Raw genomic sequence first — 26,316 nt, 5'->3', positions numbered from 1 at the left:
AGGAGAAAAGATATGCTACTTTTAAAAAATGGTAAAATTTTAAAAAATGGGGTTCTAGTTAGTAAGGATATTTTGATTGATGATAAAAAAATCGTGAAAATTGATAAAAATATCCAAGAAAATGTTGAGAAAGTTTTAGATTTAGAAGGAAAGTTTGTTTCTCCTGGATTTATTGATGTTCACGTTCATTGGAGAGAACCAGGATTTGAATATAAAGAAAATATTTATCATGCATCTCGTGCGGCAGCTCGTGGTGGATTTACAACAGCTATGCCAATGCCGAACTTAGATCCAGTACCAGATAATTATGAAAATCTAAAAATACAATTGGATATTATTGAACGAGATAGTGTTATACGAGCTATACCATATGGTGCAATTACAAAAGGTGAACTAGGAAAGGATTACGCTGAGTTTGAGGAATTAGTAGACTATGTTTTTGCATTTAGTGATGATGGTCGTGGTGTTCAAGACGCTAATATGATGTACGAATCAATGATGGTTGCTGCGAAGTTAAACAAAGCTATCGTTGCACACTGTGAAGATAATTCACTCATTCGTGGGGGGTGTATGCACTGCGGTCGTCGTAGTCGTGAACTTGATCTTCCGGGTATACCATCAGTTTGTGAAAGTGTTCAAATTGCACGTGATGTGTTACTAGCAGAAGCAGCAGGTTGTCATTATCATGTGTGCCACGTATCAACAAAAGAATCAGTACGTGTTGTAAGAGAAGCAAAAGCAGCAGGAATAAAAGTCACATGTGAAGTTTGTCCTCACCATCTTATAAGTGATGAAATGGATATTCCAGAAGATAATGGAATGTGGAAAATGAATCCACCTTTACGCGCGCGAGAAGATAGAAATGCTTTAATAGCAGGATTATTAGATGGTACAATTGATGTTATTGCTACAGACCATGCACCACACGCAACACATGAAAAAGATTTAACAATGCGTAAAGCAGCTTTTGGTATTGTTGGTAGTGAAACAGCGTTTAGTCAACTTTATACAAAATTTGTAAAAACTGGTGTATTCTCACTAGATTTATTAGTGAAATTAATGACTGAAAAAGTAGCAGATACATTTGGATTACCTTATGGTCGCCTAGAAGAAAATGGATATGCAGATTTAGTAGTAATTGATTTAGAAAAATCATTAAAAATTGATCCAGAAAAATTCTTATCAAAAGGGCGTAATACACCATATGTAGGTGAAGAAATTTACGGAATACCAGTTTTAACACTAAGCGAAGGGAAAGTAGCTTATAAAGATTCAGAAGTATTTGATATATAAGATATAAAATTTAATAATATGAAAAACTAAGAAAGTGAGAAAAGCTATGTACAGTTATGATAGACAGCTAATATTAGAAGATGGAACGGTTTATAAAGGCTATGGTTTTGGTGCGAATAAAACTATGGCAGGAGAGGTAGTATTTAATACAGGAATGACAGGATACCAAGAAACATTATCAGATCCATCATACAACGGTCAAATAGTTACGTTTACGTATCCTTTAATCGGAAATTATGGAATAAATAGAGATGACTTTGAAACAATTAATCCAAGCATTAAAGGTTTAGTTGTTCGTGAAGTTTGTAAAAAGCCATCAAACTTTAGAACAGAATATAGTTTAGATGAGGTTTTAAAGGAATTAGATATACCAGGAATTTCAGGAATCGACACACGTAGTTTAACTAGAAAGATAAGAGAACACGGTACGATTAAAGGGATAATTACAGATCTTTGTATGGATCCAATAGAAGAATTGGAAAAATTAAGAAATACTAATTTACCAACAAATCAAATTGAACAAGTTTCAACACCTAAAGCATTTTTATCATCAGGTAATGGGTATAGAGTTGTATTAGTCGACCTTGGAATGAAATCAGGTATTTTAAGAGAGTTAAACGAACGTAATTGTGATATCGTAGTAGTACCTCATAACGTAACTGCTGCAGAAATTTTCAGATTAAATCCAGATGGAATAATGCTAAGTAATGGACCTGGAGATCCAACAGATGTTCCAGAAACTATTGAAATGCTTAAAGAAGTAATGCCTAAGATTCCAATTTTTGGAATTTGCATGGGACATCAACTTATATCGCTTGCGTCTGGTGCAAAAACTTATAAATTAAAATTTGGGCACCGTGGAGCTAATCATCCGGTTAAAAATTTACTTACAGGTAAAGTTGATATAACATCACAAAACCATGGATATAGTGTTGATATTGACTCATTAAAAGATACAGAATTAGAACTTACACATCTTTCAGTAAATGATAAAACATGTGAAGGTGTTCGTCATAAAAAATATCCAGTATTTTCAGTACAATACCATCCTGAAGCATCACCAGGACCACACGACCCTAACCACTTATTCGATCAATTTATCGATAATATGAGAGAATTCAAAGAAAGTAAAAAATAACACAAAATTTTATAGTAAGAATCTAAAGTATCAATGCTAAATTAAGGAGAATAAAAATGCCAAAACGTAATGATATAAAAACTATTTTAGTAATAGGATCTGGACCGATTACAATCGGTCAAGCAGCAGAGTTTGACTATGCTGGGACACAAGCATGTCTTTCTTTAAGAGAAGAAGGATACGAAGTTATTTTAGTGAACTCTAATCCAGCGACGATAATGACAGATAAAGAAATAGCAGACAAAGTTTATATGGAACCATTAACTTTGGAGTTTGTTAGTAAAATTATAAGAAAAGAGCGTCCTGATGCGCTGCTACCGACATTGGGAGGACAAGTAGGACTTAACCTTGCAGTAGAACTTCACAAAAGTGGTGTATTAGATAGATATGGAGTGGAATTATTAGGAACTAAACTTAGTTCGATAGAACAAGCGGAGGACCGTGAATTATTTAGAAATCTTATGAATGAACTCAATGAACCAGTTCCAGAATCTGCAATTATAACTACTGTAGAGGAAGCATATGATTTTGTCGCTGAGATTGGCTATCCAGTAATTGTTCGTCCAGCGTTTACGATGGGAGGAACTGGAGGAGGAATCTGCTATAACGAAAAAGATTTAGAAGAAATTGTTAGTAGTGGATTACATTATTCGCCAGTAACACAATGTTTATTAGAAAAATCTATAGCTGGGTTTAAAGAAATTGAATATGAAGTAATGCGTGACTCAAATGACACTGCGATTGTAGTATGTAATATGGAAAATATAGATCCAGTTGGTATTCATACAGGGGATTCAGTTGTAGTAGCGCCATCTCAAACATTAACGGACAGAGAGTATCACATGTTGCGTGATGTGTCATTAAAGATTATTCGCGCATTAAAAATTGAAGGTGGATGTAATGTTCAGCTTGCACTTGATCCGGAATCATTCAAATATTATATTATCGAAGTAAATCCAAGGGTATCACGTTCATCAGCGCTAGCTTCAAAAGCCACAGGATATCCAATTGCAAAAATCGCAGCAAAAATTGCAGTTGGTTTAACACTAGATGAAATTATAAACCCAGTTACAAAAAATTCTTATGCATGTTTCGAGCCAACACTTGACTATGTTGTAAGTAAAATCCCACGTTTCCCGTTTGATAAGTTTGAAAATGCTGATAGAAAACTTGGAACTCAGATGAAAGCTACTGGGGAAGTTATGGCGATGGGTAGAACTTATGAAGAAAGTTTATTAAAAGCTATCCGTTCTCTTGAATACGGAGTTCATCATTTAGGATTACCTAATGGTGATGAGTTTACTTTAGAAGAAATTTTGGATAAAGTAAAACAAGCAGGTGATGAGAGATTATTCTTCATTGGAGAAGCGCTACGTCGTGGACAAAGCACAAAAGATATCCATGATATAACTAAAATAGATATGTTTTTCTTAGAAAAAATGCAAAATATTATCGATATCGAACATGATTTGAAAGATAATGTAGGTAATACAGATTTATTAGAATATGCTAAAAAATATGGTTTTTCTGACAAAGTAATTGCTCATCGTTGGAATACTACAGAAGATGAAATCTACATGCTACGTCAAGAAAAAAATATTACGCCAGTGTTCAAAATGGTAGATACCTGTGCAGCAGAATTCGTATCAGAAACACCATACTTCTATTCAAGTTATGAGCAAGAAGAAGAATCTATTGTTAGTGATAAAAAGAAAATTGTTGTTCTTGGGTCTGGGCCAATTCGTATAGGTCAAGGGGTAGAGTTTGACTATGCAACAGTGCATGCTGTAATGGCGATTAAAGATGCAGGTTATGAAGCGATTATCGTTAACAATAACCCGGAGACTGTATCAACAGACTTTACAATTTCTGATAAACTTTACTTTGAACCATTAACAGAAGAAGATGTAATGGCAATAATTAACCATGAAAATCCAATTGGAGTTGTGGTTCAATTCGGTGGACAAACAGCAATTAATCTTGCTGCAAAATTAGAAAAACATGGTGTAAAAATATTAGGAACAGCGTTAGAAGAAATTGATAATGCGGAAGATCGCGATAAGTTCGAAGAATTATTACGCAAGCTTGAAATCCCACAACCATTAGGAAAAACGGCCTTTGATGTAGAAACAGCAGTTAAAAATGCTGAGGAAATCGGCTATCCAGTATTAGTAAGACCTTCTTACGTACTTGGTGGACGTGCTATGGAAATTGTTTATGAAGAATCAGAATTACGTCGTTATATGAAAACAGCAGTTAAATTAAGCCCAGAACATCCTGTATTAACTGACCGTTACTTAGTAGGACGTGAAATTGAAGTTGATGCAATTAGCGATGGCGAAACAGTTATAATTCCAGGTATTATGGAACATATTGAACGAGCAGGGGTTCACTCTGGAGACTCAATAGCAGTTTACCCGCCGCAAACATTAACTCAAAATGAAAAGGATAAGCTTATAGAATATACTATTAAGTTGGCAAAAGGATTGAATATTGTTGGATTATTAAATATCCAGTATGTAATAAGCAAAGGTGAAGTATTTGTTCTTGAAGTAAATCCACGTAGTTCACGTACAGTACCATTCTTAAGTAAAATTACAGGAGTACCGATGGCTAAGCTTGCAGCTGGTGCAATTATAGGCGAAACACTTAAATCTAAAGGATATGAGACAGGGTTATTACCAGAAAGTACAAATGTTTATACGAAAGTTCCAGTATTTAGTTTCCAAAAACTTAAAGATGTTGATACAACACTTGGACCTGAGATGAAATCAACAGGAGAAGTAATGGGAAGTGACTCTACTTTAGAAAAATCTCTATATAAAGGGTTACTTGCAGCAGGTATTAAAATAAGCGATCAAGGAAATATTCTATTTACAATTAGTGATGATGATAAACAAGAAGCACTAAATATAGCTAAACGCTTTTCTGATATTGGCTATAACCTACTTGCTACAGAAGGAACAGCGAAGTTCCTAGCAGAAAATGGATTACGAGTAACTGCTGTTGGAAAAATTAATCAAAGCAAGTACAGCGTTTTAGATGCAATTTACAATGGAGATGTGGATGTAGTAGTTAATACAACATCAAAAGATAAAGATGTAACAAAAGACGGCTTTAAGATTCGCCGTGTAGCAAGTGAACAAGAAATTGTATGTCTAACATCACTTGATACAGCGGATGCTTTACTAAAAGTATTAGAATCAATTTCATTTAGCATCTTACCATTATAGGAGAAAAGTCATGGATTATGTAAAAATCATGAAATATGGGAATATAATTAATCTTACATTTAATATTGAGCAGGATAAACCATTTGATATTGGCGAAAAAATGAATGAGATTTGTGCAGATGCTTATATGAATGGATATAATTGGGAGGCATTTTTCAATTATTACCTTGGAAAAAACTATCCAGAAATATTAGAGGGGATAGATTTTGATCCAGAAGCAGGAATGTTTACAGTGTACTATGATTATACGCCAGAAAACGAAATTAAAGCAGAAAAGTTCAAAGTAATTATAATTGACTTAATTGAAAATGAGGAAAAATTATATAAAGTTATAAAAGAAGAAGCTGCTAATATAGAATGGGATTAACAACTATAAAAATTTAATGAAAAGGGGAGAAAGTTAACTTGATAGATTTGATTCTATAAAATCAATATTTAAAGTTATCTTCTCCTTTTTCATGAGAAGGAGTGTGTAGATGGATACTTATTTAACAACAGTAGTAAGTAACGAAAAAATTGCCGATAAGATATTTAGAATAGAATTACATGGTGATATAGTTTGTGAAATGAATACTCCAGGACAATTCGTTAATATAAAGGTAAATAATGGTTATGAGTTTTTACTAAGAAGACCTATTTCAATTTGTGAAATTAATAAGGATAAGAATACCTTTGTGATGATTTATCGCGCGGATGGTGCAGGGACAATAAAGATTTCTGAGTTGGAGCCTGGAGATTTAGTAGATGTACTGGGACCCTTAGGGAAAGGATACAATATAAGTTCATTAGAAAAAGGTCAAACAGCACTTTTAGTAGGCGGAGGAATTGGCGTGCCTCCCTTATATGAACTTGCAAAGCAGTTCAGAAATGCAGGGATAAATACTATTCATATACTAGGTTTTAATAATAAAAAAGATGTTTTTTATGAAGAAAAATTCGCAGAATTAGGAACAACTTATGTAGCAACTGCTGATGGAAGTTATGGTGAAGCAGGCTTTGTTACTAATGTTATTGAATATAAGAAAATTAAGTATGATAAATACTATAGTTGTGGGCCACTGGCAATGTTAAAAGCACTAACTGAAATGGATAAAGAAAAAATTGGTTATATTTCATTAGAAGAGAGAATGGCCTGTGGTGTTGGTGCGTGCTATGCCTGTGTTTGTGAAAAACAAGATGGAAGTATCTCAAGAGTTTGTTATGATGGGCCAGTCTATGACTCGAAAGAAATAGCATTATAGGAGGAAGTATGAGCGAGAGATTAAGGGTAAAATTACCAGGTTTAGATCTTAAAAATCCAGTAATGCCAGCATCAGGATGTTTTGCTTTCGGATTAGAGTATGCGAATTTTTATGATTTATCCAAATTAGGAGCAATTATGATAAAAGCAGCAACAAAAGAACCACGTTTTGGTAATCCAACACCACGCGTTGCAGAAACATCAAGTGGAATGTTGAATGCAATTGGATTACAAAATCCAGGCGTTCATGAAATAATGGAAACTAAATTAAAAGAATTAGAAAAATACGATGTTCCTATAATAGCTAATGTTGCAGGTAGTGAAATAGATGACTATGTTTATGTTGCTGAACATATTAGTAAGTCGCCAAATGTTTATGCCTTAGAATTAAATATTTCATGTCCTAACGTTAAACATGGTGGTATTCAATTTGGAACTGATCCAGAAATAGCAAAAAATCTTACACAAAAAGTGAAAGCAGTTTCGAGTGTGCCAGTCTACGTTAAGCTTTCTCCAAATGTTACAGATATAGTAGCGATGGCGAAAGCTGTAGAAGAAGGTGGCGCAGATGGAATTACGATGATTAATACTTTAGTTGGAGTTAGGTTAGATAGAAAAACAGGAAAACCTATAATAGCCAATGTAACGGGAGGGTTATCTGGTCCAGCGGTTAAACCCGTAGCAATAAGGATGGTTTACCAAGTAAGTCAAGCTGTCAATATTCCAATTATAGGAATGGGTGGTATTATGGATGAATGGGATGTAATTGATTTTATCTCGGCAGGAGCCAGTGCTGTAGCAGTTGGCACAGCAAACTTTACAGACCCATATGCTTGTCCAAAAATTATCGATAAACTCGAATCAGCACTTGATGAGCTTGGGGTAAATCATATATTAGAGTTACGTGGACGTGCTTATAAATAAATGAAAAGGAGAATTATTATGAACAAAGATGTAATAATAGCATTAGACTTTCCTACACTGGAAGATACTATAAATTTCTTAGAAAAATTTGGAGATGAAAAACTTTTTGTAAAAGTCGGAATGGAACTGTATCTTCAAAATGGTCCAGTAGTATTGGAAAAAATAAAATCTTTAGGACATAAAGTCTTTTTAGATTTAAAATTGCATGATATTCCAAATACAGTTTATGGAGCAACAAAAGGATTAGCACAATTCAAAGTTGATATACTTACTGTTCATGGAGCAGGGGGATATGAGATGCTTGCTGCAGCAAAACGCGGAATGATTGAAGGTGGAAGCGCGGAAACTAATGTTATAGCAATAACACAATTAACATCTACTTCTGAAAAACAAGTAAAAGAAGAGCAGTTAGTAGGTGTAAGTTTAGAAGAGAGTGTAATAAATTATGCAAAACTTGCTAAAAAAGCTGGTCTAGATGGGGTAGTATCTTCTGTATGGGAAGCGAAAGTAATTAAAGAAAATTGTGGAGAAGAATTTTTAAAAGTAACACCAGGTATAAGGCTTGAGACTGATGAAGTGGGTGACCAAAAGCGTGTAGCAACACCGGAACGTGCTGCTTGTGAGGGAAGTACTCACATTGTAGTGGGTCGTTCAATAACAAAAGCTAAAAATCCACTTGAAGTTTACAACTTAATAAAAGAACAATTTACGAAGAAATATTAAAAGGAGAATAAACATGACTTTAGAAAGAACAATAGCTAAACACTTGTTAGATATAGAAGCGGTGGCATTAAGACCAAATGATTATTTTACTTGGACATCAGGAATTAAATCACCAATTTACTGTGATAATAGAATTACAATGTCATATCCAAAAATTCGTCGTGAAATTGCTGCCGGAATGAGCAAAGTTATTAAAGAAAAATTCCCAGAAGTAGAGGTAGTAGCTGGAACTGCAACAGCTGGTATTCCTCATGCAGCATGGGTAAGTGAAGTACTTGATCTTCCAATGATTTATGTGAGAGATTCTGCTAAAAAACATGGTAAAACAAATCAAATAGAAGGTAAATTATTAGAAGGACAAAAAGTTGTTATTATAGAGGACTTGATATCAACAGGGCTTTCTTCATTAAAAGTTGCAAAAGCATTAGAAGAAGCTGGAGCCGAGGTTCTAGGGGTGGTTGCAATTTTCAGTTATGAACTTAAAAAAGCACAAGATGCCTTTGTAACAGATAATGTAGAATATCATACATTAACAAACTACAATTTCTTAATAGAAGAAGCGGTAGCTAGTAATTATATCAAACAAGAAGATGTGGAAAAACTTCTTGAGTGGAGAAATAATTTATAGTTATTTTCTATTAAAATTAGTATATAGAGAAAGTAGTTTTTGTTATTAATTAATCTAGAAAGTGTTGAGGAAGATTAGTAGAAATATACTAATCTTCTTTATTTTTCTATTAATAATTCATGATAGAGATTATCAATGCTTTATGTTATAATTATGATAATAATATGAGCTAGTGAGGTAATGAAAATGGATAATATAATTGATGTAAGTATACCTGTTGCACAGGTAGTAGATAAACACCCAGAGGTATTAGATATCTTGGTTGATTTAGGGTTTAAACCATTAGCAAATCCAATTATGAGGAATACAGTTGGCAGAAAAACTTCATTAAGGATGGGTTCTAAATTAGCAGGAATCAAATTAGAAACTATCATTTCAACATTAGAAATGAATGGTTATGAGGTAGTGGGGTTAGACTAATGGCTGAAAAAAGAATAGAAGTATTAAAAGATATATTGCTTAGGCTTCATAACGGTGAGAGTGCAGAAAACGTTCAAGAGGAATTTGACAAACACTTTACAGGTGTCTCTGCAATAGAGATTAGCCTAATGGAACATGAACTTATGAACTCTGATTCTGGAGTTACCTTTGAAGATGTTATGAAATTGTGTAATGTACATGCTAATTTATTTAAAGGTGCGATAAAAGATGTTGAAGTAACTGATAGTGAACATCCAGGGCATCCGGTTCAAGTGTTTAAACAAGAGAACCTAGCTTTTAGAGCTGCTATTATTCGTATACGTCGTATTTTAGATAATTATAAGAATGTTGAAGATGAGGAAATGCAAGGAGCGGTATTAAAAGGTTTAAATCGCCAACTAAACTTATTAGGAACTTTTGATATACATTATAAACGAAAAGAAGAATTGATGTTTCCTTTAATGGAACGCTATGGTCACACAGCTCCACCAAAAGTTATGTGGGGAGTTGATGATGAAATTCGTGATTTGTTTAAAGAGGTTCTTAATGAGGTTCAGAAGCTTCCAAACGCAGATATATTAGAAATTAAAGAGAAATTTGAAATATTTGTAAAAGAGTTTGAAGAAATGATTTTTAAAGAGGAATCTATTTTACTTATGATTCTTCTTGAAACATTTAGTCAAGATGATTGGCTAACTATAGCTCACGATAGTGCAATTTATGGTTATGCAATAATAACACCAACAGAAGAATGGATTCCGCATCGTGAAGATTTTGAACAAAATGCAGATAATGTAGATGCAGAAGAAACTGTTCAAGATGAACTTACAAAAGTTATAAAAACATCAGAAGGAGAGTTTACTATTTCCTTTAAACCAAATAAAAAAGAGGAAATAATAAATAGAGATAGTCAACAGAAATTTGGAGAAGGTTATTTATCTGTTGAACAAGCAAATTTAATTTTGAATCATTTGCCATTAGAGATTACTTTCGTAAATAAAGATGATATTTTTCAATACTATAATAAACAAATAGGTGAAGAAGAAATGATATTTCCTCGTGTGCCAAGCCAAATTGGACGTAATGTAGAACTTTGTCATCCTCCGAAGTATTTTGAGAAAGTAAAAATAATAATGCAAAATCTTCGAGAAGGAAAAAAAGATAAGTATGAGATGTGGTTTAAATCAGAATCACGAGGGAAATTTGTTCATATAACTTATGCAGCAGTTCGTAATGAAAAAGGTGAATTTGAAGGTGTATTAGAATATGTTCAAGATATAAAACCATATCGAGATATAGATACAGATTTTAATAGAGAATTATAAGAAAAGAGCAACGTTAAAAAATTACTTAACGTTGCTTTTAAATTTAAAATATTTTGTCAAAAACTTGTTTTTTTGCTTTCATACTAGTTAGAGTAATAGCAACTATAATTAATATCGCATAAATTACTCCCAAAATATGAGATACGCTTGGATACTCTAATAACAAGAAAATAGTAGCAGTATTTAATATTATTAATCCGATAAAAGATAAGAATCCAATTATCCCAAGTAATATCTGACTCATTCCTCGAGTACTAAGTTCGAGTATATTATTCCAGTTTAAATAAAGTTTATTAAAATCTCTAGTAAAACTATAAAATGCTATAGCTATACCGGTAATGATATATGAAAAAATAGTAATAATAAATAATTCAATTGATATTCCAGCAAATATAAGCATTATCATGAATATAATAATACCTAAAGAAATTTGAAGGAACGTACTTACAATAAATTTTGTTTTCATATATTTTTTAAAATCCATCGGCAAAGATTTCAAGTGATAGTAATCTTGTTTTTCAAGCGAGATTGCAACACCTGTAAAACTGATAGGACTAGACATCATAAGTAATGCCATTGAAAATCCGAAACAAATTGCAAAAGGATAGAATTCTATTCCAAGTTGGATTCCACCTTCACGTCTTATTTGTATTACAGCTCCGGCAAAAATTATAATAGATAATAAATAACTAGAGAAAATATTAGCAAGAAGTGTACCATGACTAAATAGATTAAAATTACGTTTGATTAGTTTTGCATTTAGAGAGCTGTTTTTAGAACTTCTTTCTTTGTGTTCTTTTTGTTTTGAGTTTAAAGTTGTTTTATGAACACCAGCTATTCTATGAATATCATTTAAATATTTTTTAGCCACTAAAGTATTCACTAAAACAGCTATAACAATAGTAATGATAATCAAGATAAGTAAATTCATATAAGACTCTTTTGTTAGTATATCAAAGAAAAAGTCTCCTCTATATTTTGTTTGCAGTAACATTAAATCATTAGAAACAAGTTCTTTAGATAAGATAACATACCCTGCTCCTAATAGTAATCCGAATATTATAATAATACCATTAATTTTATTTTTATTTTTTTCAAAATTAGGTATGTATGTAATTGTAGATAAAAGTAATGTTAGGCCTCCAGAAATAATAATAATTATGCATAATGAGTAAATAAGAGAAATTATAATCTGTATTAATGAAAATTCTGTATTAATTGCTATAATAAAGTTAATTACAATCACAGGGATAAATAATCCGGATAGTTGGAAAAGTAATACTAAAAACTTCCCAATAAATAATTCTTTCTCGCTAACGGGTAGCGGTAGTAAAGAATGGGTATCTTTGCTTTCATAAAACATATTTAAAAATGTTGTTGATAGTGTTAAAGCAGTCATTATAATTAAAAATAATAGTATGTATTTATAAGAAGGACCTGCTAGAACACTGCTAAACATTGAATTACCGAATAATATATAGAAGACGACTATATTAAGTATATTTAAAAGTAATAGATTATTAAATATTTTCTTTCTAATATCAGCAGTTCCCTTATATTTTTTTCTATATTTTGCTGTTTGCATAGGATTAACATACATCAAGTTAGTAAAAAATAAATTTTTTATGATATTCCAACGCATATTAAACACCACCTAGATTATATCGATTAGAACTTTTGATTAGGTTAAGATAAATTTCTTCGAGCGAGTTTCCTTCCTGTTGTGCTCTTAACTCATCAAGTGTTCCGACAAAAATAAGTTTACCATGGCTAAGAATACCAATTCTATCACATAGATGTTCTGCAACTTCTAAGACATGTGTAGAAAATAATACGCTATGACCTTGCTTTGTATGTTCTTTCATAAGATTCTTTAAATCAAAAGCTGCTTGTGGATCAAGTCCAGTCATTGGCTCATCCATTATCCAAAAGCGAGGGTTAGATAGAAGGGCAGCTATAAGAAAAACTTTTTGACGCATACCATGAGAAAATGAATTTATTTCTTGATGTTCAACGCCTATCATGTTAAATAACTTAGAGTATTCGTATATACGCTCTTCTGTTGTTTTTTCATCAAGTTCATAAAGGTTGGCAATTAGAGACCAATATTCATAAGGTGATAAAGTTAAAAATATGTCAGGACTATCAGGGACATAGCCTATTTGTTTTTTACATTCTAGTCGATTCTCACGTAAGTTCATATTATCAAAAAGAATATCCCCGTTGCTAACTTCAATTATACTAGTTAAAGCCTTTATAGCTGTAGATTTTCCAGCTCCGTTGTGACCTATTAGTCCAAATATTTCTCCATCGTTAATAGTAAGATTAAGATTGTCTAATGCCAATTTAGAGTCGTATTGTTTTGAGACATTTTTGAATTCTATCATAATGTATTTCCTCCTATAAAATTAAGTATTTTAATTATAACAGTTATAGAGGTTAAAAGATAGTATTTATAAGTAAAGTAAAACTGTATTTTTTTTAATAGCTTTACAGAAGACGGGGAAATAAAAAGATAATTACAATTAAGATACACCTGGAAATGTGAGTTTTAAACTTGAAATTCGATACACCTGGAAGTGTGTAAAACTAAAAAGTTGAGATAAAAGCTTTAAAAGATAGTGAAAAAGTTTAAAAAAATGCTTGACAATGAAAAATAAAAGTGTTATTATTTTATACGTGAGTGCAAAAGCACTCTGTGTAAAGTCATTTTATGGCTTATAAAAAATTTGAAGTTATGAACCACCTGGAAGTGTGATTCATAAAATGTAAATATTTAGGAAAGGAGGAAACCAGAAAAATGCCAACTATTAACCAATTAGTTCGTAAACCTCGTAAATCAAAAGTATCGAAATCAGATTCACCAGCTCTTAACAAAGGGTATAACTCTCAAAGAAAGAAAGAAACTAACATTTCTTCACCACAAAAACGTGGGGTGTGTACTCGTGTTGGGACTATGACACCTAAAAAACCTAACTCAGCTTTACGTAAATATGCACGTGTTCGTTTATCAAACCAAATCGAAGTAACAGCATATATCCCAGGTATCGGACACAACCTACAAGAACACAGTGTTGTACTTATTCGTGGAGGACGTGTAAAAGACTTACCAGGGGTACGTTACCACATTATCCGTGGAGCTTTAGATACTGCAGGAGTTAACGACCGTAAACAAGGACGTTCACTATACGGTGCTAAAAAACCAAAAGAGAAAAAATAATTAGATAAAATTTGATAAAGAATATTGTGAAAGGAGGCAAATTCTATGCCACGTAAAGGTCCAGTTGCAAAACGTGATGTTTTGCCAGATCCAATTTATAACTCAAAATTAGTTACAAAATTGATTAACAAATTAATGCTAGATGGGAAACGCGGTACAGCACAAAGAATTTTATATTCTTCGTTTGATTTAATTAAAGAAAAATCAGGACGTGATGCTATGGAAGTTTTCGAAGAAGCATTAAACAACATTATGCCTGTTCTTGAAGTTCGTGCTCGTCGTGTTGGTGGTTCTAACTACCAAGTACCAGTAGAAGTACGCGCTGAAAGAAGAATAACATTAGGTCTACGTTGGTTAGTTAACTATTCTCGTTTAAGAGGAGAAAAAACTATGGAACAACGTTTAGCTAATGAAATTTTAGACGCAGCAAATAACACTGGTTCAGCTGTTAAGAAACGTGAAGATACTCACAAAATGGCTGAAGCTAACAAAGCGTTTGCTCACTATCGTTGGTAATTATAGGGTGAATATCAAGCTATTTTATAGCTTGAGTTTTTCACTATAAAAGACAAATTACTCAAAAACTTTAAAAATTATGAAAGGAGAAAATTGACTCATGACTAGAGCATTTTCTTTAAAAGATACACGTAATATCGGTATCATGGCTCACATCGACGCAGGTAAAACAACTGCAACAGAGCGTATTTTGTTCTACACTGGGAAAATCCATAAAATTGGGGATACTCATGATGGTAATGCTCAAATGGACTGGATGGAACAAGAGCAAGAACGTGGTATCACTATCACATCTGCTGCAACAACTGCTCAATGGAAAAATCACCGTATTAACATCATCGATACGCCAGGACACGTAGACTTCACTGTTGAGGTTGAACGTTCACTTCGTGTACTTGATGGATCAGTTGCTGTACTTGATGCGCAATCAGGTGTTGAACCTCAAACAGAAACAGTTTGGCGTCAAGCAACAACTTATGGAGTTCCTCGTATCGTATTCGTTAACAAAATGGATAAAACAGGAGCAGATTTCCTATATTCTGTAGGAACAATCCATGATAGATTACAAGCTAATGCACACCCAATTCAACTTCCAATCGGAGCTGAAGATTTATTCGAAGGTGTTATTGACCTTGTTGAAATGAAAGCTATCTATAACGAAGGAAGCGTTGGGGAAAATCTTGTAGAAAAAGAAATCCCAGCTGAATACCAAGATCAAGCCGAAGAATACCGTGAAAAATTAATCGAGGCTGTTGCAGAATTCGATGAAGACTTCATGGAAAAATACTTAGGTGGAGAAGAAATTACAGTAGATGAGCTTAAAGCTGCTATTCGTAAAGCTACTTTATCAGTAGAATTCTTCCCAGTAGTATGTGGATCTGCATTCAAATATAAAGGGGTACAACCAATGCTAGATGCTGTAGTAGCTTATCTACCATCTCCATTAGATGTACCAGCAATTAAAGGTACTAACCCAGATACAGATGAAGAAATCGAAAGACACTCTTCTGATGAAGAGCCATTTGCAGCCTTAGCTTTCAAAGTTATGACTGACCCATTCGTAGGGAAACTTACATTCTTCCGTGTGTACTCAGGTATTCTTTCATCTGGATCATACGTTAAAAACTCAACAAAAGGTAAACGTGAACGTGTAGGACGTATCTTACAAATGCACGCTAACACTCGTGAAGAAATCTCTGAAGTATATGCTGGAGATATCGCAGCAGCTGTTGGTCTTAAAGATACTACAACTGGTGATACACTTTGTGATGAGAAAAACGAAGTTATCTTAGAATCAATGGAATTCCCAGAACCAGTTATCCAACTTTCAGTTGAACCAAAATCTAAAGCTGACCAAGATAAAATGTCTACAGCTTTACAAAAATTACAAGAAGAAGACCCGACATTCCGCGCAGGAACTGATGAAGAAACTGGACAAGTTATCATCGCAGGTATGGGTGAGCTTCACTTAGATATTATCGTTGACCGTATGCGTCGTGAATTCAAAGTTGAATGTACTGTAGGTGCTCCAATGGTATCTTACCGTGAAACATTCAAACAAGCTGCACAAGTACAAGGTAAATTCACTCGTCAATCTGGTGGACGTGGACAATACGGGGACGTATGGATTGAGTTTACTCCAAATGAACCAGGTGCAGGATTTGAGTTCGAAAATGCTATCGTTGGGGGGGTTGTTCCTCGTGAATACATCCCAGCTGTAGAAGCAGGGCTTAAAGACTCTATGGCAAACGGAGTATTAGCTGGATACGAATTAATCGACGTTAAAGCTAAATTATTCGATGGATCATACCACGATGTCGACTCATCTGAAATGGCGTTCAAAGTTGCTGCATCATTAGCTCTTAAAGAAGCTGCTAAAAAATGTAACCCAGTAATCTTAGAACCAATCATGAAAGTTGAAGTTGTTATGCCTGAAGAATACTTAGGAGACATCATGGGTGATATCACTTCACGTCGTGGACGTGTTGAAGGTATGGAAGCTCGTGGTAATGCTCAAGTAGTAAGTGCTTCAGTACCATTATCTGAAATGTTCGGATATGCAACTTCTTTACGTTCTTCAACTCAAGGACGTGGTACTTACTCAATGGTATTCGACCACTATGAAGAAGTACCAAAATCAATTTCTGAAGAAATTATCAAAAAAAATAAAGGGTAATAAAAATTACCCTTTATAGTTGCAATTTTTGTTGTAACATTATAAAATATAGTTATCATAGATTGCTATGTGACTAATGTATATTAAATTAAATTTAAGGAGAGATTTTATAAAATGGCAAAAGAAAAATTTGACCGTAGTAAAACACATGCTAACATTGGAACAATTGGTCACGTTGACCACGGTAAAACTACTTTAACAGCAGCTATCGCTACTGTTTTAGCAAAAACATATGGTGGAGAAGCTAAAGACTACGCTTCAATCGATAACGCACCAGAAGAAAGAGAACGTGGTATCACAATCAACACTTCTCACATCGAGTATGAAACTCCAAACCGTCACTACGCACACGTAGACTGCCCAGGACACGCTGACTATGTTAAAAACATGATCACTGGTGCTGCTCAAATGGACGGAGCTATCTTAGTAATCGCTGCTACAGATGGTCCTATGGCTCAAACTCGTGAACACATCCTATTATCTCGTAACGTTGGAGTACCTAAAATTGTTGTATTCTTAAACAAATGTGATATGGTTGATGACGAAGAGTTATTAGAATTAGTAGAAATGGAAGTTCGTGAACTATTATCTGAATACGGATTTGATGGAGATGAACTACCAGTAATCAAAGGTTCAGCTCTTAAAGCTCTTGAAGGAGATGCAGATGCTGAAAAAGCTATCATCGAATTAATGGAAACAGTTGACGAGTACATCCCAACTCCAGAACGTGATAACGCTAAACCATTTATGATGCCAGTTGAGGACGTGTTCTCAATCACAGGTCGTGGTACAGTTGCTACTGGACGTGTTGAACGTGGACAAGTTAAAGTTGGTGACGTAGTAGAAATCGTTGGATTAACTGAAGAACCAGCTTCAACTACTGTAACAGGTGTTGAAATGTTCCGTAAATTATTAGATTACGCTGAAGCAGGAGATAACATCGGTGCATTATTACGTGGTGTTGCTCGTGAAGATATCGAACGTGGACAAGTTTTAGCAGCTCCTAAAACAATCACTCCACATACTCAATTCGTAGCTGATGTGTACGTATTATCTAAAGAAGAAGGTGGACGTCACACTCCATTCTTCACAAACTACCGTCCACAATTCTACTTCCGTACTACTGACGTAACTGGTGTAGTTACTTTACCAGAAGGTACTGAAATGGTAATGCCTGGGGACAACGTATCAATCAACGTAGAACTTATTTCTCCAATCGCTATCGAAGAAGGAACTCGTTTCTCAATTCGTGAAGGTGGACGTACTGTAGGTTCAGGTGTTGTAACTTCAATCGTTAAATAATAATTGAATTGAAACAAAAAAAGCAAGGTGAATTTCACCTTGCTTTTTTTATATATTAAATATAGATTTACATAATGTTCGTATTTAATTAGAGTTATTTTTTAGTTTCAAAATATTATATGTATTAATATTGTGTTTTTACTGTAAAATTATTTTTTTTTGTATTTTCATTAGAGAATACGTACTATTTTTAATAAATCCTTGCAGAAATTCTGTAAGAGGTGTATAATATGTTTAAAGGTAGTATAGGGGAAATAATATGATTTTATATATTATTAGAATAAATCCTAATTACTCTAGGGATATTGGGTAATAGTAAAGAGTCGAAGTTAAGAAATTAGCTTCGATTTTTTAATTAATTATTATAAATGTAGTTTTTAGAATCACGTATAAATATAAGAATAATATTATTTTTTGATATATTATTTATAAAATTGCTATCATATATCATAGGTTATTAATTTCCTATTGTTTTCATAAAGTAAATAGCTTATAATAATATTATTAGTATATAAATACTTATAGGAATTATTTATATTTAAATAACTAAAAATTTAGGAGAACAGTGTGGTTAATTTATATTATGCATTAATAGCAATTAGCGTATTGTTATTATTATTTTGTATAAGGTCTATTGTGAAAATTATAATAAATAAAGCGATTTGTGAATTACCTAGTAGTGAGAAAGAAACTACTTTTACAATAAGTGAATACGGAAAATATTCTATATGGTTAAAGGTAAATTACTCTATTAGGTTAGTTAGTACTATTTTTGGTAAAACAAAAACTAGAGATTTAGGAATATGTGTAATGAATCGATATACTGGAGAAAAATTACTTTTGAATGAAAGTAATCTTCAAACAACAGTATCAGGTCTAAGAAGTCACAGAGAAGAACGATATTCATTTGAGGCTACGGAAGGAGAGTATATTATCTCTTATGGCTGTGATGAAAGAGTACGAGAACCATTAGATATATCTATTCAAGTACGTAAATATAACTCGCCGGTTAAAATGTTTTTTGCGATATTGGGGAGTACACTTAGTTTATTTATAATAGTCATTATGTTTATAATGTTGCTTAGATATTTTGGTTAAAATTTAAGAGCTATAATATATAAGTTAATATTGAAAATATTGATTTTATATTTATCTTAGTATTTTAAGGAGTTAAAGGTAGTAATGAATCAAAAAATTAAAATATATTTTATAGGTGGTTTAGGCAGTAATTATTATTTCGCAAAGGATTTCTTTCAAGAGCTTGAAGTAGAAACTATTTTTCTAAATCCCTATAAAGAAATAATACAAGATAAAAAGGAACTGCAAAATTGGTTTAATGATGAAGTAAGAGATTGTGAAGAGGTTTATCTGATTGGTCATTCACTAGGTGGTGATTTATTCAATAGTAGTCACTATATCTATATATAACTATAATGGCATACCTTACTTCAGATTTTTCTAGGGATAAGGAGTAGAGTATGAAGTTGGTAGAAACCAACTTCTTTTTTATCTTAAGATAAAGTAGTGTTAGTAAGTTATATAAAGAATAATAAAACAAAGAAAAGATATAACAGGGGCATTACCTGTTAGAAGTACTTTATGGATAGTATTTATTATAAAACCTAGTTATTGTACAACTATAATTGATTATTGTTTAATTCTCATAGAAAAATATTTTATATAGGGTTAATAGTTTAAGAAATTATAGCTTAATTTAATAGATAATTTCCTCTCTTGATTTGACAATTGAAGAATAAAATTTTATTATATATAGTAAAGATATTTAAAGTTTTAAGATTTACTCAATAGATATTAAAATAGTTGTTAGAAAAGGAAAGGAGGAAAAGATAAGCAAAAATCCTTGCAGTAAAATAACTTTTCATATCTGAGTTATTACGGAAATGATATTTATGTAATATTATTCATTGAATTTTTCAGATGAAGCTTTATTAATATAAATAGAGAGGTAATTAATAATGATTAATATAGAAACTATAATGAAGTTGTTACCACATAGTTATCCATTTTTGTTAGTGGATAAAGTAGTTAGTTACAAAAAGGGAGTAATTGAGTGCCGTAAAAATATAACAATAAATGAGCCGTACTTTCAAGGTCATTTCCCAAAACAGCCGGTTGTACCTGGTGTTTTAATGATTGAAATGGCAGCTCAATCAGCAGGATTGTTATGTATTTTGGACTATATTGGATTAGAGGAAATAGATAAAATAGTAGATTATGAAGCTATTACTAATAAAGTAGGCTATCTGGCTAGTGTTAAAAATTTTAAGTTTAAAAAATTAGTAATGCCAGGCGATCAATTAAGGATAATTTGCGAATTACAGTCTAATTTAGGTAAACTTTTAGGAATTGATGCTGTGATTCTAGACGAAGAAGGAAAAGAAGTTGCTTCAGGAAAGATGTTAGTGTCTAAAAATGAAGATTAAATTAATTATAAATCAAGTTAAGAGAATAGGAAATTGATAAATTACAAATAAAAAAGAAATATATATCATAACAAATTAAGTTTATGTATATATGCTTCAAATGATGTTTTAAAATTCAGGCGTTTTCTATTTCTATTTGTTTATTGAATTAGATTTTCAACTAACTTAACTAAATAAATATTACTTAAATCGGTCTTTTTAGTGTAATACCCCTAAAAAGACCATTACTATTTTCATTAGAATTGTTGCTAAGATAAATGGAGATTAGTGAGACAAAATTTCATCTTAATCTTTTCTATTTGAAAAAAATTTTTCTTGATTAGATGTAAAAAGTCGAGTTTTTTATATTGTAGGAATATATACGTCCATTTTTTTAGCTATTTCATTTACAGAATAATTAATATCTCTATAATTATTTTTTTGCAAAATTTTAAGAGAGAATTTAACTGATAATAATTATTATTTACAATTGATAACTGAAGTGATAAAATTAAGGTAAGAGATCTATTAGGTTTATTTGTCTATGACTTTATGTTAATAAAAATCTATAAATATAAGGAGAAAATCATGTTAGAAGTTTATAAAAAAATATTGTCTTACGTACCAAAAGAAAAATATTTGGCATATATAGGGATTATCTTGTCAATGGCTTCAGTAGTATTAAAAGTTTTTGCCTACTATTATTTAAGTCGATTTTTAGTTGAGTTAATAATATTTAATAATATTAGTGATGCTAAGTCATATGCTTTAATAATTGTTGGATTATTAGTAGGTGGTATTACTTTATATGGAATTGCAGGATTGGTAACACATGTATTAGGCTTTAGATTGGAAACTAATCTTAGAAAATATGGTATAAGAGGTTTATCAAAGGCGAGTTTTAGTTTTTTTGATACACATCCTTCAGGGAAAACAAGGAAGATTATAGATGACAATGCCTCTCAAACACATATGATAGTAGCACACCTAATTCCAGATAATGCAGGAGCAATACTAATGCCTATTTTACTACTAATACTAGGATTTTTTGTTAGTTTGAAAGTAGGGATAGTTCTTATGTGTCTTTGTGTGGTAGGGGGAATTTCACTTTCAATGATGGCTGGTGAAAAAGAATTTATGAAGATTTATCAAGAATCTCTAGAGACATTAAGTAGTGAAACCGTTGAATATGTTAGAGGTATACAAGTAATTAAGATATTTGGTATAAATGTGGAATCATTTAAGGCTTTGAATACTGCTATTAATAATTATTCAAAATATTCATTGGAGTATGCGATGACATGTAAAAGAGGATTTGTAGGATTTCAATGGTTCTTTTTCAGCTTTATTGCGATACTTATTCCGATAATAGTCCTATTTATAGGTAAAGATGATCCTAAGATGCTAACTGTTGAGTTGATTATGTTGTTATTTTTAAGTGGAACTCTGTTTGTATCATTAATGGCTATTATGTATGTTTCAATGTATGCTTTTATGGGACAGTCTGTAGTTGAAAAGTTAGAAAAATTATTTGAAGAAATGAACAATAATAACTTAAAATTTGGGAATGATAACAAATTTGATAGTTTCAATATAGAATTTGATAACGTAAGCTTTGGATATACAGATAAGAATGTTATCGAAAATTTAAGTTTTAGCTTAGAAGAGAATAAATGCTATGCACTTGTTGGGGCTTCAGGAAGCGGGAAATCTACTGTAGCAAAATTAATCTCAGGGTTTTATAAAATAAATGATGGAGTTATAAAAATAGGGGGTAAAAATATTGAGTCATATACAGAAGATGCCTTAATAAATAATATTGCTTTTGTTTTTCAGAATGTTAAGCTATTTAAAGCTACTATTTATGAGAATGTAAAAATTGGTAAGGAAGATGCAACTTATGAAGAAGTTATGAATGCTTTACAGTTAGCAGGATGTGATAGTATTCTTGAAAAGTTTGATTTGAGAGAACAGACTCTTATAGGTACAGAAGGGGTCTATCTGTCAGGAGGAGAAAAACAAAGAATTGCAATAGCAAGAGCGATATTAAAAGATGCAAAAATAATTATTATGGACGAAGCTAGTGCAGCGGTAGATCCAGATAATGAATATGAGTTGCAACAAGCCTTTTCAAATTTAATAAAAGATAAGACTGTTATTATGATTGCACATAGGTTACCAAGTATAAGAAATGTTGATGAAATATTAGTGATGGAAGATGGAAAGATTATTGAAAGAGGGACAGATAGTCAACTAATGAGTATAGATAGCAGATATAGAAAATTCCAAAACTTATATAGTGTAGCAAATGAATGGAGGGTTAATTATGAAAAATAAAATTAAAGAATGGTTTGCATTAACCAATCAAGGTGCAAGTGATCTTTTGAAGGCAAGTATGCTTTCGTTCTTAGTATTTTTTTGTAATATGTTTCCTGCAATTTTGCTGATGATTCTTATTGATGAATTATTATTAGGGAATGTGAAGAGTGATACTTTGTATATTGGTATTTCAATATTTATATTAGTAATTATGTATATTCTTTTGGCGAAAGAATATGATGCTTTATATAGTTCAACTTATAGAGAAAGTGCAAATCTAAGAACAGATATAGCGACAACACTGAGTAATTTGCCACTTGCATATTTTTCTAAACATGACTTATCAGATATTAGTCAGACAGTTATGAAGGATGTAGAAGCTATAGAACATGCGATGAGTCATGCAATGGCAAAAATAATAGGTTTTGTATTATTCTTTCCTATTATGTCGGCGCTAATGCTAGTAGGTAATATATACTTAGGTCTATCTATAATTATTCCGGTTGTATTAAGTTATTCTTTGATACTTGTATCAAAGAAATTGCAATTAAAAAATCATAAAAAACATTATGACAAATTACGCCAAAACTCGGATAGTTTTCAAGAAGCAATTGAACTACAGCAAGATATTAAGAGTTTTGGCTTAGGAAATAAAATACGAGAAAAATTAAATAAAGATATGGATGAAAGTGAAAAGATGATGTTTAAGACGGAAATCACGCTGTTTATCCCTTTATTCTTATCATGGGTTGTTACGCAAGGAACTTTAGCTGTAGTAGTTATTGTCGGTGCGAATTTATATGCTAATGGCAGTATTAATCTACTATACTTAATAGGTTATATATTTGTTGCTATGAAGATGAAGGATATCGTAGATGGTTTAGGAGCGAATACATCTGAGCTATTTTATTTAGATGCTCGTATTAAGCGCATTAAAGAAATAAAAGAAACAAAAATTCAAGAAGGAAAAGAAGTAGAATTAAATAATTTTGATATTGAACTAAAAAATGTGAAGTTTGGTTATGATAAAAACTATCCAGTTTTAAAAGATGTTAGTTTTATAGCTAAACAAAATGAAGTAACAGCTCTAGTAGGAGTATCTGGTTGTGGTAAAACTAGTATATTAAAATTAATATCAAGATTGTATGATTATGATGATGGGAAGATAGTTATTGATAATCATGATATAAAAGACATAGCAACAAATTCTTTGTATAAATATGTATCTATAGTATTCCAAGATGTAGTATTGTTTAATACATCAATTTTAGAAAATATTAGGATAGGACGAAGTGATGCTACTGATGAAGAAGTTATAGAAGCAGCTAAGATGGCATGCTGTGACTTTATTGATAATTTAGAAAACGGATATAATACAGTTATTGGAGAAAATGGTGCTACATTGTCAGGCGGGGAAAGACAAAGGTTATCTATTGCTAGAGCTTTCTTGAAAAATGCACCAATAATAATTTTGGATGAAATAACTGCAGCATTAGACGTTGAAAATGAGAAAAAAATTCAGGATAGCCTAAATAATCTGATAAAAAATAAAACAGTTATTGTAATTTCTCATAGATTAAAATCAATAGAAAATGCAGATAAAATAATAGTTTTGAATGATGGAATAGTCGAATGTCAAGGTTCTCATAACTACTTGTTAGAACATTCAAAAATTTATAAAAATTTAATTGACAGAGCAAAATTGGTAGAACAATTTACATATTAACTACCAGGATTAATTCAAGTTGTTTTTGTAAGGAGTATAATGAGGTTATAAAATTATGAGTACATAGCAACTTGATAATATAAAAAGTTATATATGATTATTTAATTATACACATTTAAGTAATTAAGAAAAATAATAAAAAATTTTAATTTAACACTTGAATTTATAAATAAAAATTGATATATTAATAGAATAAATATGCACATATAACTGCAAGAATATGGCTTGCGAGTTTCTACCGTTTAACCGTAAATTTAACGACTATGGGCTTTCTTAGTATTTTATTCTAATTTTATTAGTATATTGAAGGATTACGCCTATATTATTTTTATAATATAGGCGAGTTTTTATTTTTATAGAAGAATTCGAAAACTTACTTTTACAGTCTTATGTGCAAAATATAAAGGAGAATTTATTTTGAAAACTTTTATTTTAAGTTTGCAGCACGTTCTTGCCATGTACGCAGGAGCTGTAATTGTTCCGATTATAGTAGCTGCGGGTCTAGGACTTAGTGCTGAACAAACGACGTATTTGGTATCAGTTGATATTTTCATGTGTGGGGTGGCAACATTTCTACAAGTTTACAAAGGGAAATTCGTAGGTATTGGTCTACCAGTTGTTTTAGGTTGTACTTTTACTGCGGTTGCTCCAATGATTGCGATAGGGAATAGTGCAGGTCTAGCAACTATGTATGGTTCTATTTTTATTTCTGGATTAGTGGTGGTTTTAATCGCTCCATTTTTTGCTAAGGTTGCAAAATTATTTCCACCAGTGGTTACAGGAAGTGTAGTTACTATTATCGGTATCACATTAGTACCAGTTGCGATGAATTATATTGCGGGAGGACAAGGTTCACCTGATTTTGGTAATCCAAAAAATATTGTTCTTGCTTGTATTACCCTTGCAATAATTTTAGTAATTTACAAGTTTACAACTGGTTTTATTCAATCTATTGCTATTTTATTAGGTCTTGTTATAGGTACTATTATTGCAAGTTTTATGGGGATGGTTAGCCTTACTGAAGTATCAAATGCTTCTTGGTTCCAACATCCAACACCATTTAAATTTTCTGGGTTCGAATTTCGTGCTAGTGCTATTTTAACTTTTGTTATTGTAGGTATTGTTAGCATGATAGAATCAACAGGTGTATACTATGCACTAGGAAATATTTGTGATAAAAAAATAGGGGAAAAAGATTTACGTAGTGGATATTTTGCAGAAGGGCTTGCTGTTATGATTGGTTCTACTGTTAATGCTTTTCCTTATACTACATATTCACAAAATGTAGGTCTTGTTCAAATTTCTGGGGTTAAGAGTAAGAGAGTAATGTATGTGATGGTTCTTATTCTTTTAGTGTTTGGATCTATTCCGAAAATTGGAGCTCTTGCTACTATTGTGCCGCAACCTGTTTTAGGAGGAGCGATGATAAGTATGTTTGGAATGGTTCTTGCTTACGGAGTTAAAATGTTAGGTAGTACAGATTTTGCAAAACAAGAGAATTTAATGATTATTGCATGTTCTGTTGGACTTGGCTTAGGAGTAACGACGGTACCGACAGCATTTGCTCAACTTCCAAGTTTTATTCGTATGTTTACAGATAGTGGAATTGTTCTTGGAACAATAGTGGCGATTGTTATGAATTTAATATTTAATAGAAGATCAAAAAGGAAAAAATAATTTTTTAGGAGTCATAGGGTAAAACTTATGACT

General features: G+C 31.9%; 22 protein-coding genes and 1 riboswitch. Of the genes, 20 read left to right on the top strand and 2 right to left on the bottom strand.

Annotation, left to right across the window (positions count from 1 at the left end; translation table 11 throughout):
• Positions 1 to 12: 12 nt before the first annotated feature.
• The 10 genes from DQN46_RS05740 to DQN46_RS05695 all read left to right on the top strand — a co-directional run bounded on the left by DQN46_RS05740 (position 13) and on the right by DQN46_RS05695 (position 10,924).
• Positions 13 to 1,293, top strand: a complete 1,281-nt coding sequence (locus tag DQN46_RS05740) for a dihydroorotase (protein ID WP_111743310.1) — start codon at positions 13 to 15, stop codon at positions 1,291 to 1,293.
• 46 nt (positions 1,294 to 1,339) lie between these two features.
• Entirely contained in the window at positions 1,340 to 2,431 is a 1,092-nt protein-coding gene (gene carA, locus DQN46_RS05735) for a glutamine-hydrolyzing carbamoyl-phosphate synthase small subunit (RefSeq protein WP_111743309.1), read from the top strand.
• A gap of 56 nt (positions 2,432 to 2,487) precedes the next feature.
• On the top strand, positions 2,488 to 5,664 hold the full coding sequence (carB, locus tag DQN46_RS05730; protein WP_111743308.1) for a carbamoyl-phosphate synthase large subunit: 3,177 nt from the start codon (positions 2,488 to 2,490) through the stop codon (positions 5,662 to 5,664).
• A gap of 10 nt (positions 5,665 to 5,674) precedes the next feature.
• Positions 5,675 to 6,031 carry an Imm51 family immunity protein gene (locus DQN46_RS05725; RefSeq protein WP_111743307.1) on the top strand — a complete coding sequence of 119 codons (357 nt, stop codon included), beginning with the start codon at positions 5,675 to 5,677 and terminating at the stop codon, positions 6,029 to 6,031.
• Between the two features lie 109 nt (positions 6,032 to 6,140).
• Positions 6,141 to 6,905 (top strand): dihydroorotate dehydrogenase electron transfer subunit, encoded by a 765-nt coding sequence (locus DQN46_RS05720; protein WP_111743306.1) that lies wholly within the window; start codon positions 6,141 to 6,143, stop codon positions 6,903 to 6,905.
• 8 nt (positions 6,906 to 6,913) lie between these two features.
• Positions 6,914 to 7,828: a dihydroorotate dehydrogenase gene (locus DQN46_RS05715; protein WP_111743305.1), complete on the top strand. Its 915-nt coding sequence runs from the start codon at positions 6,914 to 6,916 to the stop codon at positions 7,826 to 7,828.
• 18 nt (positions 7,829 to 7,846) lie between these two features.
• A complete protein-coding gene (gene pyrF / locus DQN46_RS05710; RefSeq protein ID WP_111743304.1) occupies positions 7,847 to 8,551 on the top strand; it encodes an orotidine-5'-phosphate decarboxylase in 705 nt (234 codons plus the stop codon).
• Between the two features lie 13 nt (positions 8,552 to 8,564).
• A complete protein-coding gene (pyrE, locus tag DQN46_RS05705; RefSeq protein WP_111743303.1) occupies positions 8,565 to 9,179 on the top strand; it encodes an orotate phosphoribosyltransferase in 615 nt (204 codons plus the stop codon).
• A 186-nt stretch (positions 9,180 to 9,365) separates the two neighbouring features.
• Positions 9,366 to 9,599, top strand: a complete 234-nt coding sequence (locus tag DQN46_RS05700; protein WP_040461945.1) for a DUF1858 domain-containing protein — start codon at positions 9,366 to 9,368, stop codon at positions 9,597 to 9,599.
• The gene (locus DQN46_RS05695) at positions 9,599 to 10,924 is read left to right on the top strand and encodes a DUF438 domain-containing protein (RefSeq protein WP_111743302.1); all 1,326 of its coding nucleotides are present in this window, start codon (positions 9,599 to 9,601) and stop codon (positions 10,922 to 10,924) included. Before DQN46_RS05700 ends, DQN46_RS05695 begins: the two co-directional genes overlap by 1 nt.
• 43 nt (positions 10,925 to 10,967) lie before the next feature.
• On the opposite strand, the gene DQN46_RS05690 is transcribed toward DQN46_RS05695, so the two are convergent.
• Together DQN46_RS05690 and DQN46_RS05685 are read right to left on the bottom strand one after the other, a co-directional pair.
• Entirely contained in the window at positions 10,968 to 12,566 is a 1,599-nt protein-coding gene (locus DQN46_RS05690; protein ID WP_111743301.1) for a hypothetical protein, read from the bottom strand.
• 1 nt (position 12,567) lies between these two features.
• On the bottom strand, positions 12,568 to 13,311 hold the full coding sequence (locus DQN46_RS05685) for an ABC transporter ATP-binding protein (protein ID WP_111743300.1): 744 nt from the start codon (positions 13,309 to 13,311) through the stop codon (positions 12,568 to 12,570).
• Positions 13,312 to 13,724: 413 nt separating this feature from the next.
• Here DQN46_RS05685 and rpsL point away from each other — a divergent pair, with 413 nt between their 5' ends.
• The 10 genes from rpsL (at position 13,725) to DQN46_RS05635 (ending at position 26,283) form a co-directional block, all read left to right on the top strand.
• Positions 13,725 to 14,144 carry a 30S ribosomal protein S12 gene (gene rpsL / locus DQN46_RS05680; RefSeq protein WP_003146927.1) on the top strand — a complete coding sequence of 140 codons (420 nt, stop codon included), beginning with the start codon at positions 13,725 to 13,727 and terminating at the stop codon, positions 14,142 to 14,144.
• Positions 14,145 to 14,189: 45 nt separating this feature from the next.
• On the top strand, positions 14,190 to 14,660 hold the full coding sequence (gene rpsG, locus DQN46_RS05675) for a 30S ribosomal protein S7 (RefSeq protein WP_111743299.1): 471 nt from the start codon (positions 14,190 to 14,192) through the stop codon (positions 14,658 to 14,660).
• Between the two features lie 100 nt (positions 14,661 to 14,760).
• On the top strand, positions 14,761 to 16,836 hold the full coding sequence (gene fusA / locus DQN46_RS05670; protein WP_111743298.1) for an elongation factor G: 2,076 nt from the start codon (positions 14,761 to 14,763) through the stop codon (positions 16,834 to 16,836).
• Positions 16,837 to 16,950: 114 nt separating this feature from the next.
• On the top strand, positions 16,951 to 18,138 hold the full coding sequence (tuf, locus tag DQN46_RS05665; protein WP_003144664.1) for an elongation factor Tu: 1,188 nt from the start codon (positions 16,951 to 16,953) through the stop codon (positions 18,136 to 18,138).
• A 567-nt stretch (positions 18,139 to 18,705) separates the two neighbouring features.
• Positions 18,706 to 19,236, top strand: coding sequence for a hypothetical protein (locus tag DQN46_RS05660; RefSeq protein WP_111743297.1), 531 nt, complete (start codon positions 18,706 to 18,708; stop codon positions 19,234 to 19,236).
• An 84-nt stretch (positions 19,237 to 19,320) separates the two neighbouring features.
• Positions 19,321 to 19,566, top strand: a complete 246-nt coding sequence (locus DQN46_RS05655; protein ID WP_224207405.1) for a hypothetical protein — start codon at positions 19,321 to 19,323, stop codon at positions 19,564 to 19,566.
• Between the two features lie 548 nt (positions 19,567 to 20,114).
• The gene (fabZ, locus tag DQN46_RS05650; RefSeq protein WP_004634179.1) at positions 20,115 to 20,582 is read left to right on the top strand and encodes a 3-hydroxyacyl-ACP dehydratase FabZ; all 468 of its coding nucleotides are present in this window, start codon (positions 20,115 to 20,117) and stop codon (positions 20,580 to 20,582) included.
• A gap of 567 nt (positions 20,583 to 21,149) precedes the next feature.
• Entirely contained in the window at positions 21,150 to 22,898 is a 1,749-nt protein-coding gene (locus DQN46_RS05645) for an ABC transporter ATP-binding protein (RefSeq protein WP_111743296.1), read from the top strand.
• A complete protein-coding gene (locus tag DQN46_RS05640; RefSeq protein WP_111743295.1) occupies positions 22,888 to 24,606 on the top strand; it encodes an ABC transporter ATP-binding protein in 1,719 nt (572 codons plus the stop codon). Before DQN46_RS05645 ends, DQN46_RS05640 begins: the two co-directional genes overlap by 11 nt.
• A gap of 182 nt (positions 24,607 to 24,788) precedes the next feature.
• Positions 24,789 to 24,890, top strand: a riboswitch (purine riboswitch).
• 133 nt (positions 24,891 to 25,023) lie between these two features.
• On the top strand, positions 25,024 to 26,283 hold the full coding sequence (locus tag DQN46_RS05635; protein WP_111743294.1) for a nucleobase:cation symporter-2 family protein: 1,260 nt from the start codon (positions 25,024 to 25,026) through the stop codon (positions 26,281 to 26,283).
• The last annotated feature ends 33 nt before the right edge of the window (positions 26,284 to 26,316 follow it).

The organism is Gemella morbillorum, assembly GCF_900476045.1.
In the GTDB taxonomy this organism is placed as follows: domain Bacteria; phylum Bacillota; class Bacilli; order Staphylococcales; family Gemellaceae; genus Gemella; species Gemella morbillorum.
Note: the sequence above shows the minus strand (reverse complement) of the source record. Positions and strands in the feature narration are given on the sequence as shown.

What these genes read in the sequence shown, in the direction of transcription:
- fabZ (WP_004634179.1), top strand. Translation starts at nt 20,115, where the DNA reads ATGATTAATATAGAAACTATAATGAAGTTGTTACCACATAGTTATCCA.
- carA (WP_111743309.1), top strand. Translation starts at nt 1,340, where the DNA reads ATGTACAGTTATGATAGACAGCTAATATTAGAAGATGGAACGGTTTAT.
- DQN46_RS05655 (WP_224207405.1), top strand. Translation starts at nt 19,321, where the DNA reads ATGAATCAAAAAATTAAAATATATTTTATAGGTGGTTTAGGCAGTAAT.
- DQN46_RS05720 (WP_111743306.1), top strand. Translation starts at nt 6,141, where the DNA reads ATGGATACTTATTTAACAACAGTAGTAAGTAACGAAAAAATTGCCGAT.
- rpsG (WP_111743299.1), top strand. Translation starts at nt 14,190, where the DNA reads ATGCCACGTAAAGGTCCAGTTGCAAAACGTGATGTTTTGCCAGATCCA.
- rpsL (WP_003146927.1), top strand. Translation starts at nt 13,725, where the DNA reads ATGCCAACTATTAACCAATTAGTTCGTAAACCTCGTAAATCAAAAGTA.
- fusA (WP_111743298.1), top strand. Translation starts at nt 14,761, where the DNA reads ATGACTAGAGCATTTTCTTTAAAAGATACACGTAATATCGGTATCATG.
- DQN46_RS05695 (WP_111743302.1), top strand. Translation starts at nt 9,599, where the DNA reads ATGGCTGAAAAAAGAATAGAAGTATTAAAAGATATATTGCTTAGGCTT.
- pyrF (WP_111743304.1), top strand. Translation starts at nt 7,847, where the DNA reads ATGAACAAAGATGTAATAATAGCATTAGACTTTCCTACACTGGAAGAT.
- DQN46_RS05740 (WP_111743310.1), top strand. Translation starts at nt 13, where the DNA reads ATGCTACTTTTAAAAAATGGTAAAATTTTAAAAAATGGGGTTCTAGTT.
- DQN46_RS05640 (WP_111743295.1), top strand. Translation starts at nt 22,888, where the DNA reads ATGAAAAATAAAATTAAAGAATGGTTTGCATTAACCAATCAAGGTGCA.
- DQN46_RS05700 (WP_040461945.1), top strand. Translation starts at nt 9,366, where the DNA reads ATGGATAATATAATTGATGTAAGTATACCTGTTGCACAGGTAGTAGAT.
- carB (WP_111743308.1), top strand. Translation starts at nt 2,488, where the DNA reads ATGCCAAAACGTAATGATATAAAAACTATTTTAGTAATAGGATCTGGA.
- pyrE (WP_111743303.1), top strand. Translation starts at nt 8,565, where the DNA reads ATGACTTTAGAAAGAACAATAGCTAAACACTTGTTAGATATAGAAGCG.
- DQN46_RS05715 (WP_111743305.1), top strand. Translation starts at nt 6,914, where the DNA reads ATGAGCGAGAGATTAAGGGTAAAATTACCAGGTTTAGATCTTAAAAAT.
- DQN46_RS05725 (WP_111743307.1), top strand. Translation starts at nt 5,675, where the DNA reads ATGGATTATGTAAAAATCATGAAATATGGGAATATAATTAATCTTACA.
- DQN46_RS05645 (WP_111743296.1), top strand. Translation starts at nt 21,150, where the DNA reads ATGTTAGAAGTTTATAAAAAAATATTGTCTTACGTACCAAAAGAAAAA.
- DQN46_RS05685 (WP_111743300.1), bottom strand. Translation starts at nt 13,311, where the DNA reads ATGATAGAATTCAAAAATGTCTCAAAACAATACGACTCTAAATTGGCA.
- tuf (WP_003144664.1), top strand. Translation starts at nt 16,951, where the DNA reads ATGGCAAAAGAAAAATTTGACCGTAGTAAAACACATGCTAACATTGGA.
- DQN46_RS05690 (WP_111743301.1), bottom strand. Translation starts at nt 12,566, where the DNA reads ATGCGTTGGAATATCATAAAAAATTTATTTTTTACTAACTTGATGTAT.